General features: G+C 64.2%; 8 protein-coding genes. 7 read left to right on the forward strand and 1 reads right to left on the reverse strand.

The window, feature by feature from the left end:
* Positions 1–147: 147 nt before the first annotated feature.
* Positions 148–894 carry a cytochrome c biogenesis CcdA family protein gene (locus H0241_RS31080; protein WP_181061578.1) on the reverse strand — a complete coding sequence of 249 codons (747 nt, stop codon included), beginning with the start codon at positions 892–894 and terminating at the stop codon, positions 148–150.
* Positions 895–1,120: 226 nt separating this feature from the next.
* On the opposite strand from H0241_RS31080, the gene H0241_RS31085 reads away from it, so the two are divergent.
* The 7 genes from H0241_RS31085 (at position 1,121) to H0241_RS31115 (ending at position 9,818) form a co-directional block, all read left to right on the forward strand.
* Positions 1,121–1,498: a COG4315 family predicted lipoprotein gene (locus H0241_RS31085; RefSeq protein ID WP_137931002.1), complete on the forward strand. Its 378-nt coding sequence runs from the start codon at positions 1,121–1,123 to the stop codon at positions 1,496–1,498.
* Between the two features lie 304 nt (positions 1,499–1,802).
* Complete coding sequence (gene topA / locus H0241_RS31090; RefSeq protein ID WP_181061579.1) at positions 1,803–4,439, forward strand: type I DNA topoisomerase; 2,637 nt, start codon at positions 1,803–1,805, stop codon at positions 4,437–4,439.
* Positions 4,440–4,443: 4 nt separating this feature from the next.
* A complete protein-coding gene (rnr, locus tag H0241_RS31095) occupies positions 4,444–6,750 on the forward strand; it encodes a ribonuclease R (protein ID WP_181061580.1) in 2,307 nt (768 codons plus the stop codon).
* The gene (locus tag H0241_RS31100) at positions 6,750–7,202 is read left to right on the forward strand and encodes a DUF983 domain-containing protein (protein ID WP_181061581.1); all 453 of its coding nucleotides are present in this window, start codon (positions 6,750–6,752) and stop codon (positions 7,200–7,202) included. The genes rnr and H0241_RS31100 overlap by 1 nt, the downstream gene beginning before the upstream one ends.
* 86 nt (positions 7,203–7,288) lie before the next feature.
* Positions 7,289–8,029: an NUDIX hydrolase gene (locus tag H0241_RS31105; protein ID WP_181061582.1), complete on the forward strand. Its 741-nt coding sequence runs from the start codon at positions 7,289–7,291 to the stop codon at positions 8,027–8,029.
* A gap of 38 nt (positions 8,030–8,067) precedes the next feature.
* On the forward strand, positions 8,068–9,243 hold the full coding sequence (locus tag H0241_RS31110) for an MFS transporter (protein WP_181061583.1): 1,176 nt from the start codon (positions 8,068–8,070) through the stop codon (positions 9,241–9,243).
* A gap of 116 nt (positions 9,244–9,359) precedes the next feature.
* Entirely contained in the window at positions 9,360–9,818 is a 459-nt protein-coding gene (locus H0241_RS31115) for a hypothetical protein (RefSeq protein WP_181061584.1), read from the forward strand.
* The last annotated feature ends 175 nt before the right edge of the window (positions 9,819–9,993 follow it).

The raw sequence follows: 9,993 nt of genomic DNA on the forward strand, positions 1-9,993 counted from the left end.
CATTGCCTTCCCTATACCGCATTTGGAGTGACGAAAAGGTACCTGCGCGTCTCTTCCCACCGACTGGGAGAAGCGCCCGGAAACGACTTGCAATCAGTAGTTCAAAGAGCCCTCGAACACGAAAATTGGCTCGGCATCAGACAAAAATCACCCCAGCCGCCCCAGCACCGGGAAATTCTCCAGCAGCCAATAGGACACCGTCTGCACGCCGCCGGTGAGGAAGAACACCCCGGCGACGACCAGCAGTGCGCCGATCGCCTTTTCAACGCGGCCGAGGTGGACGCGGAATTTGCCGAGGAAACGCATGAAGGCGCCGGAAAACAGCGCTGCGATCAGGAACGGGATGCCAAGGCCGAGCGAATAGGCGGCGAGCAGCAGTGCGCCCTCACCCACCGTTTCACGGCCGCCGGCCAGCGTCAGGATCGGCCCCAGCACTGGACCGATGCACGGCGTCCAGCCGAAGGCGAAGGCAAGCCCCATGACATAGGCGGCGACCATGTTGGCTGGCTTGCCCTGCGACTGGAAGCGCGCCTCGCGTGACAGAAGCGGGATGCGCAACACACCGAGGAAGTTCAAGCCCATCAGGATGATCAGCACGCCGGCGGCCATCGCCAGCGGTTCCTGCCAGACGCGCAGCCAATGGCCGATGGTCGAGGCGCCGGCGCCGAGCGCGACGAACACGGTGGAGAAACCGAGCACGAAGGCGATCGAGGAGGAGAGCAGCGCGCCACGCGCGCCGGCCTTGGCCGTAACGCCGGCATCGCCACGAAAATCGTCGACCGAGACGCCTGCCATGTAGCAGAGATAGGGCGGCACCAGCGGCAGCACGCAAGGCGACAGGAACGAGATCGCCCCCGCCCCGACCGCGCTGACATAGCCAATGTCCAATGCCATTCCCAAACTCCAGATCTGTAGCGCCGATATAGCGACGCAAAACCATGTTCGCCAATCACCATCGTGTGGCATTTGGCTACAGGTACGACCCGGCCGGGGGAATTGTTACCGGCAGCGGCGCCAATCCTAAGTTGACCAAGCCAGGGAAGAAACGTCCTTCGCCGAGCGTTCACAAAGCGAAGCCGCGATTTCTGCGCGCTTCGTCGGATCACCCAGGGAGATTTCCATGAAAACGATCACTGTCGGGCTCGCGGCCCTTCTGCTCAGCACCGCCGCATCCTTCGCCGCTGAAGCGTGGAAGGAAGCCGAAGTCAACGGCACCAAGATTTACACCGATGCCAACGGCATGACGCTCTATACCTATGACAAGGACGAGAAGGGCAAGACCAACTGCTACGACAAATGCGCCACCAACTGGCCGCCGCTGAAGGCCGAGGCCGGCGCCAAGGCGGATGACGAATGGAGCATCGTCGACCGCACCGACGGCACCAAGATGTGGGCCTATGACGGCAAGCCGGTCTACACCTTCATCAAGGACAAGAAGGCTGGTGACGTCACCGGGGACGGTGTCGGCGAAGTCTGGCACATCGTCAAGGCCGACTGATCCTTCGAACCTCTACTCCCGCCCGGTCGGCGGGACTCAGCTGGCCGCCGGCTCCAAGCGACCCGGTGGCCAGTTTGCATTTGCAGCAGGACGAAACCGCTAATTTCCGGCGGCTCGAAGCAGCAACCGCTCTTCCCCGAAATTTGTGATCTTCTCCATACACTCTAAGAGTGTATTGCAACGGACGCCTCCGCATTTTGGCCACTTGCCCTTGACCGATCGCAAAAGCGCGGCCATGTGAGCGACGAATTGAATGCGTCACGCAGCGGAATTCTTCTGCCGCCCACAGCTGATATGAGACCTCATGGACGTCGTCGTCGTCGAATCGCCGGCCAAGGCAAAGACAATCAACAAATACCTCGGCAAGAACTATAAGGTTCTGGCCTCGTTCGGCCATGTCCGCGATCTGCCGGCCAAGGATGGCTCGGTGCGTCCGGACGAGGATTTCGCCATGTCCTGGGCGGTCGACACCGCCTCTGGCAAGCGCCTTGCCGACATTGCCAAGGCGGTCAAGGATGCCGACGGCCTGATCCTCGCTACCGACCCGGACCGCGAGGGCGAGGCCATTTCCTGGCATGTGCTGGAAGTGTTGAAGCAGAAGCGCGCGCTGAAGGACAAGCCAGTCAGCCGCGTCGTCTTCAACGCCATCACCAAATCCTCGGTGCTGGAGGCGATGGCCAATCCGCGCCAGATCGACGGGCCACTGGTCGATGCCTATCTCGCCCGCCGCGCACTCGACTATCTCGTCGGCTTCACGCTGTCGCCGGTGCTGTGGCGCAAATTGCCGGGCGCCCGTTCGGCCGGCCGCGTCCAGTCGGTGGCGCTGCGTCTGGTCTGCGACCGCGAGTCCGAAATCGAACGCTTCATCCGCGAGGAATACTGGCAGATCGCCGCCCTCCTCGGCACGCCGCGCAACGAGACTTTCGAGGCACGGCTGACCGCTTTCGAGCGCAAGAAGCTGCAGAAGCTCGACATCGCCAACAAGGCGCAGGCCGACGACATCAAGGGCATGCTTGAGGGCGCGACCTTCAAGGCGCTGTCGGTGGAAGCCAAGCCGACCCGGCGCAATCCCGGCCCGCCCTTCACCACCTCGACGCTGCAGCAGGCGGCATCATCGGGCCTCGGCTTTTCGGCCACCCGCACCATGCAGGTGGCGCAGCGCCTCTATGAAGGCATGGAGATCGGCGGCGAGACCACCGGCCTGATCACCTATATGCGAACCGACGGCGTGCAGATGGCGCCGGAGGCCATCGATGCCGCACGAGACGCCATCGCCAAGGAATTCGGCCCAAGATATCTGCCGGAAAAGCCGCGTCAGTACACAACAAAGGCCAAGAACGCCCAGGAAGCGCACGAGGCGATCCGCCCGACCGATTTCATGCGCACCCCGGCATCGGTCAGGCAATATCTCGATGCCGACCAGGCACGGCTTTACGAGCTGATCTGGAAGCGCGCCATCGCCAGCCAGATGCAGTCGGCCGAGATCGAGCGCACCACGGTCGAAATCGAGGCGGTCAACGGCGCCCGCACCACGGAGCTGCGCGCCGTCGGCTCGGTCGTCCGCTTCGACGGTTTTATCGCCGCCTACACCGACCAGAAGGACGATGACGCGGAAGACGAGGAGAACCGTCGCCTGCCTGAGATTCGCGCCGGCGAACAGCTTGCCCGCCAGGCGATCAACGCCACTCAGCACACCACCGAGCCGCCGCCGCGCTATTCCGAGGCATCGCTGATCAAGAAGCTGGAAGAGCTCGGCATCGGCAGGCCGTCGACATACACCGCGATCCTGAAGACGCTGGAAGACCGCGACTACGTCACCATCGACAAGCGCCGGCTGGTGCCGCAGGCCAAGGGCCGGCTGCTGTCGGCCTTCCTCGAAAGCTTCTTCGAGCGCTATGTCGAATATGACTTCACGGCATCGCTGGAAGAAAAACTCGACGAGATTTCCGACGGCAAGCTCGCCTGGAAAGATGTGCTGCGCGACTTCTGGAAGGATTTTTCCGGCGCCGTCGCCGACATCAAGGAATTGCGCGTCACCGACGTGCTCGACGCGCTGAACGAGGAACTGGCGCCGCTGGTGTTTCCGGCGCGCGAGGATGGCTCCAACCCGCGCATCTGCCCGAAATGCGGCACCGGCAATCTGTCGCTGAAGCTCGGCAAGTTCGGCGCCTTCGTCGGCTGCTCCAACTATCCGGAATGCTCGTTCACCCGCCAGCTTGGCGACGCCGCCAACCCGAATGGCGAGAATGGCGGCGGCGAGGACGGCACCAAGGTGCTGGGCAAAGACCCCTACACCGCAGAGGAAATCACGCTGCGCTCAGGCCGCTTCGGCCCCTACATCCAGCGCGGCGACGGCAAGGAAGCCAAGCGCTCCAGCCTGCCCAAGGGCTGGACGCCTGATAGCATCGACCATGAGAAGGCGCTCGCTCTTCTCTCTTTGCCGCGCGATGTCGGCAAGCACCCGGAGAGCGGCAAGATGATCTCGGCCGGCCTCGGCCGCTACGGCCCGTTCGTGCTGCATGACGGCACCTATGCCAATGTCGACAGCATCGACGACGTCTTCTCGATCGGCCTCAACCGCGCCGTGTCGGTGATCGCCGAGAAGCAGCTGAAGGGCAAGGGCGGCCGCAATGGCGGCACTGCCGCAGCACTCAAGGAGCTCGGCGACCATCCCGATGGCGGCGGCAAGATCGTCGTGCGCGACGGCAAATACGGGCCTTACGTCAATTACGGCAAGGTCAACGCGACCCTGCCCAAGGGCAAGGATCCGCAGTCGGTCACCGTCGAGGACGCGCTGGCGCTGATTGCCGAGAAGGAAGCCAAGGGCGGTGGCGGCAAGAAGCCGTTCCGCAAGGCAGCAGCGGCCAAGACGCCTGCAGCCAAGAAAACCACAGCCAAAAAGTCGGCGACCAAGAAGCCGGCGGCGAAGAAAAAGGGATAGCAGCGTGGCGCGCAGGATCACCGGTAGAAGCCACGGCGATCCGCGCACCGCCGACACCAGGGCCAAGGTCAAGGACGACTACCGGCCCTCGCGCGACGAAATTCTGCGCTATATCGCCGAGAATCCCGACCGCGCCGGCAAACGCGACATCGCCAAGGCGTTTGCCCTGCGCGGCGACGACCGCATCTGGCTGAAGGACATTCTGCGCGACCTGCAGGACGAAGGCGTCCTGACCAAGGAGCGCAAGCGGCTTGCCCGTGTCGGCGCCTTGCCCCATGTCGCCGTGCTCGACATTTTTGGCCGCGACGGCGACGGTATCTTGCTGGCGCATCCGGCCGAGGCCGTCGGCACCGGCGAGCCTCCCGTCGTCTCGATCCGCGTCTCGCGCGGGGGCAATGGCCCAGCGCCGGGCATCGGCGACCGCGTGCTGGCAAAAACCTTCCCGACCGATGAGCCGACCGGCCCCGCCTACACCGGCCGGGTGATGAAGATTTTCGAGAAGCGGACCGATGCCGTGCTCGGCGTCTTCCGCGTGCTGAAGGACGGCACCTTCCGCATCGAACCGGTGGAGCGGCGCCAGCCCGAACTGATCGTCGACAAGGAATTCCAGAACGGCGCCAAAAACGGCGACCTCGTCGAAGTCGAGCCGGCGCGGGCCTCCCGATACGGGCTGCCGCGTGCGAAAGTGCTGGCGGTGCTGGGTTCGCTGACCAGCGAAAAGGCGGTCTCGATGATCGCCATCCATGCGCATGACATTCCGCATATCTTCCCGGCCGACGTCATCGCCGAGTCCGAAGCGGTCAAGCCGGCGACGATGGATCAGCGCGAGGACTGGCGCGACCTGCCGCTGGTCACCATCGACCCGGCCGACGCCAAGGACCATGACGATGCGGTGTTTGCCACGGCCGACCTCGACGAGAAAAATCCCGGCGGCGTGATCGCCACGGTAGCGATCGCCGATGTCGCGGCCTATGTCCGCTATGGCACCGCGCTCGACCGCGAGGCGCTGAAGCGCGGCAATTCGGTCTATTTCCCCGACCGCGTCGTACCGATGCTGCCCGAGCGCATCTCCAACGACCTCTGTTCGCTGCGCGAGGGCCAGGATCGGCCGGCGCTTGCCGTGCGCATGACCTTCTCGGCCGATGGCCGCAAGCTGCGCCACACCTTCCACCGCGTCATGATTAAGTCGGCGGCCAAGCTCGCTTACCCGCAGGCGCAGGCGGCGATAGACGGCGTGACCGACGACAAGACCGGCCCGATCCTCGATACGGTGCTGAAGCCGCTCTGGGATGCCTACGCGATCCTCAAGCGCGGCCGTGACGGCCGCCAGCCGCTGGAGCTCGATTTGCCGGAGCGCAAGATCATGCTCAAGCCGGATGGCACCGTCGACCGCGTCATCGTTCCTGAGCGGCTCGACGCCCACAAGCTGATCGAAGAATTCATGATCCAGGCCAATGTCGCCGGCGCGGAAACGCTTGAGGCGAAGAAGCAGGCGCTGGTCTACCGCGTCCACGACGCGCCGTCGCTGGCCAAGCAGGAATCGCTGCGCGAATTCCTACAGACGCTCGGCCTGTCACTGGCGCGCGGTGCGCAGATGCGGCCCGCCCAGTTCAACGGCATTCTCGAGCGCGTGCGCGGCGCCGACAATGAAGGGCTGGTCAACGAAGTGGTGCTGCGTTCGCAGAGCCAGGCCGAATACTCGCCCAAGAACATTGGCCATTTCGGCCTCAATCTCAGGCGCTATGCCCACTTCACCTCGCCGATCCGCCGCTACGCCGATCTGATCGTGCATCGCGGACTGATTGCCGCACTCGGGCTTGGTCCGGGCGGGCTGACGCACGACGAAGAGACACGGCTTGAAGACGTCGGGGTGCTGATCTCCGGCACCGAGCGCCGCGCGATGGCGGCGGAGCGCGACACGGTCGACCGGCTGATCGCCGCCTATCTCGCCGAGCGCATCGACGACCGTTTCGACGCCCGCATCTCGGGCGTCACCAAGTCGGGACTATTTGTCCAATTGCCGCAGTTTGGCGCGGATGGTTTCATCCCGGTGTCAAGTCTGGATGGCGATTACTATATATTCGACGAAACCGCGCGATCGCTGTTCGGAGAACGCACCGGCAAGGGTTATCAGCTTGCCGACCGCGTCGAGGTTCGCCTGATCGAGGTGGCGCCGATGGCCGGCGCGATGCGTTTCGAGATGCTGACCGACCCGAAGCCCCTGCCCGGCTCCAAGCGGTCGTTTCACAAGGCAAAAGGCCGCGCCCGCGCGTCGCAATCGCGCCCGGGGTCGCGCGGCGGGAGACGGTAATGGCGAGCGAATTGGGAATCCAGGAACAGGTTTTCGGCGGCGAACATCATTCGGGCCGGGTCGCCCGCCCGCTGTGGACGGCGATGAAGCGCGGCGCGCTTGGCCGCTGCCCGCATTGCGGCGAAGGCAAACTGTTTGCCGGCTTCACCAAGAGCGTCGACAAATGCAGCGTCTGCGGTGAGGAGCTTTACCACCACCGCGCCGACGATCTGCCCGCCTATCTCGTCATCGTCATTGTCGGCCACATCGTTCTCGGCGCCTTCATGGCTGTCGAGGCGACCTCGACGCTCTCCATGTGGCAGCACATCGCCATCTGGGTGCCGCTGACCATCATTCTGTCTCTCGTCCTGCTGCAACCGGTCAAGGGCGCCGTCATCGGACTGCAATGGGCGTTCTATATGCACGGTTTCGGCGGCGAAAAGGATGGGGCTGAGCCACGTCCCGGAACCTGAAATGCACCAGGCAATGTCGCCTGGCGCAACATGCCGACCGTGAAAGGCCACTTTCGTTTGCCAGAAGTTTCCGCTAGGTCCTGCGCATGGAAGGTATGACCAAGGCGGAAGTCGGCAGGGTGGAGCGGGGCACAATCGCCCATAGCAGCCAGCCCATGCGTCCGCGTGACGCCGCCACTCTGATCCTGCTCGAACGCAAGGGCGACGAGGTGCTGGTGCTGATGGGCCGGCGCCATGCCGGCCACGCCTTCATGCCCGGCAAATTCGTCTTTCCCGGCGGCCGCACCGATCCGGCCGATAGCCGCATTGCCGTTGCCACCCCACTTCATTCCGACGAAGAAGCCAAGCTGACCGCCAGCGTAGGCCGCATCAGCCCATCGCGGGCCCGCGCCATCGCGCTCTCGGCCATCCGCGAGACCTACGAGGAAGCCGGCCTGCTCATCGGCCGCAAAGGCGCCTTCGCAACCGACAAGCGCGACTGGCAAGGCTTTGTCGAACACGGCGTGCAGCCTTCGCTGGCGCCGCTTCGCTTCATCGCCCGCGCCATCACCCCGCCCAATCGCGTGCGTCGTTTCGACACCCGCTTCTTCAGCGCCTGGCGCGGCGACGTCGCCGTCGAGCTGCCGGGTGGTGGTCCGACCAACGAGCTGGAAGAACTGGTCTGGCTGCCGCTCGCCAAGGCCAGAGAGGCGGATATCCCCGACATCACCCGAACGATCCTGCAGGAGCTGGAAAGGCGGCTTGCCGACGATCCACACCTGCGACCCGGTGCGGCCGTGCCGTTCTACCGGCTTGTCCGCAACCGCTTCGTTCGCGAAATTCTTTAGCCCCCGAAATTTTCTAACATCGAGTATTCAGGCATCACATGACGGTCGATACCCAGCAAGAGGGCGACGAGCGCGTACATTGGCTACCGATGATCGCCGCGATCTCGTCGATCAGCGTCGTCGGCATCGCCATCGGCCTCGGCATGCCGCTGCTTAGTGTTATTCTCGAGAGCCGCGGCCACTCGGCATCGATGATCGGCCTCAACACGGCGGTCGCCGGCCTCGCCTCGATCGCCGGCGCCCCGCTGGCGACGCCGCTGGCGATGCGCTTCGGCGTCGCCTGGACCATGATCGGCATGATCGCCGCCGGCGCGCTCGCCTTTGTCGGCTTCCATTTTGCGCCGGACTTCTGGATGTGGTTTCCGCTGCGCATCGCGCTGCACATCGCGCTCACCGTGCTGTTCATCCTGTCGGAATTTTGGATCAGCACCTCGGCGCCGCCGCGTCGGCGTGGCCTGGTGCTCGGCATCTACGCCACCGTGCTCTCGCTCGGCTTTGCCGCCGGGCCGTGGATCTTCGCCCATATCGGCAGCACCGGCTTCAGGCCGTTCGGCGTCATCATCGTGCTGGTGGCGCTGGCCGCAATCCCGGTGCTGGCCGCGCGCAACGAAAGCCCCACCATCGTCGTCGACGGCGAAACCAGCAACTTCCTGCGCTACATCTGGCTGGTGCCGACGGCGACCGCTGCCGTGCTGGTGTTCGGCGCCGTGGAAACCGGCGGCTTTGCGCTGTTCCCGGTCTATGGCAACCGCATCGGCTACTCCGAGGCGGATGCTGCCCTTCTGCTCACCATGATCGGCCTCGGCAACGTGCTGTTGCAGATCCCGATCGGCATGATCAGCGATCGCGTCAGCGACCGCCGCTATTTGCTTTTGGCCTGCGCCACGGTCGGGCTTGCCGGCACCATCTTCATGCCGTTCTTCGCCGGGAATTGGCACCTGATGGCGGCGCTGCTGTTCGTCTGGGGCGGTGTGGTGGCCGCCATGTACACGATCGGTCTTGCCCATCTGGGCTCCCAGCTGTCCGGCCATGAGCTGGCCTCGGCCAACGCCGCCTTCGTGCTTTGCTACGGCGTCGGCATGGTGCTTGGCCCGCAGGCGATCGGCATCGGCATGGATGCGTTCGGCCCGTCCGGATTCGGCTGGTCGCTTGGCCTGTTCTTCGCCGCCTATATCGCCCTGGTCAGCGCCAGGCTGGTCCGCAAAATCTGGTAGCTTTAACCGCCCGCCAGCCTGCGCAATCCTTCGAAGCGACGCCGCTGCTGACAGAACCGTGTCAGGAGGCCTCAGCTAAAAGGGTGTCCCAAAATACCCGAGTTGAGGATACGACGATGATCGACAGCGGCTTTGAAACCACATCGTTACGCATGACGCTTCTGCTGCTTGTCAGCTTCCAGGCCCCGGCAGCCGATGTCGACCGCATCATGGACGCCGTGGTTGCGATCGCGCCGCTCGCCATGGGCAAATACGATCGCAACGCCTATCAAACGGCGCACGGCATCGAACGCTACAGGCCACTTGAAGGTGCTGCCGCCGGCGCTGAAACCGAATTGCGCCGCCGCCCCGGTACGGTCGAGGTCTCGTTCGAACTGCCCGATGACCAGCTGCTCGCCGCCCGCGTCGTCGAGGCGATTTTCCAGGCGCATTCCTACCAGGAGCCGGTGATCCGCATCCAGCCTATCCTCGCCAGCCGCTCCAAGGGCCTGGACGACCGCGCCAACCCGAATCGCTGGTGGAACACCACCGGCGACTGGAAGAAAGCAGCAGCGCCGGTCGCGCAAACCGCGTGATTTCAAGCCAAAGGACGGCTCGCGTGGGTCACAGCGCGCGCGCCGGGCTGTCAGTAGCTAATCAAGTTGTCCGGTTTTGGTAGCACATGATCTGTCCGCTTCTGTTTTGCGTCGAAGCGGTTCACGCGACTTGCCTGATGGGGCAGGTGTCTTGGATTGCGGCGCCGTCAGGCAT

This window comes from Mesorhizobium neociceri (genome assembly GCF_013520985.1).
GTDB classification, from domain to species: domain Bacteria; phylum Pseudomonadota; class Alphaproteobacteria; order Rhizobiales; family Rhizobiaceae; genus Mesorhizobium; species Mesorhizobium neociceri.

Bases quoted from the DNA above. Each gene is read 5' to 3' on its own strand.
- H0241_RS31100 (WP_181061581.1), top strand. From the start codon at position 6,750: ATGGCGAGCGAATTGGGAATCCAGGAACAGGTTTTCGGCGGCGAACAT.
- H0241_RS31085 (WP_137931002.1), top strand. From the start codon at position 1,121: ATGAAAACGATCACTGTCGGGCTCGCGGCCCTTCTGCTCAGCACCGCC.
- topA (WP_181061579.1), top strand. From the start codon at position 1,803: ATGGACGTCGTCGTCGTCGAATCGCCGGCCAAGGCAAAGACAATCAAC.
- H0241_RS31115 (WP_181061584.1), top strand. From the start codon at position 9,360: ATGATCGACAGCGGCTTTGAAACCACATCGTTACGCATGACGCTTCTG.
- H0241_RS31110 (WP_181061583.1), top strand. From the start codon at position 8,068: ATGACGGTCGATACCCAGCAAGAGGGCGACGAGCGCGTACATTGGCTA.
- H0241_RS31080 (WP_181061578.1), bottom strand. From the start codon at position 894: ATGGCATTGGACATTGGCTATGTCAGCGCGGTCGGGGCGGGGGCGATC.
- H0241_RS31105 (WP_181061582.1), top strand. From the start codon at position 7,289: ATGGAAGGTATGACCAAGGCGGAAGTCGGCAGGGTGGAGCGGGGCACA.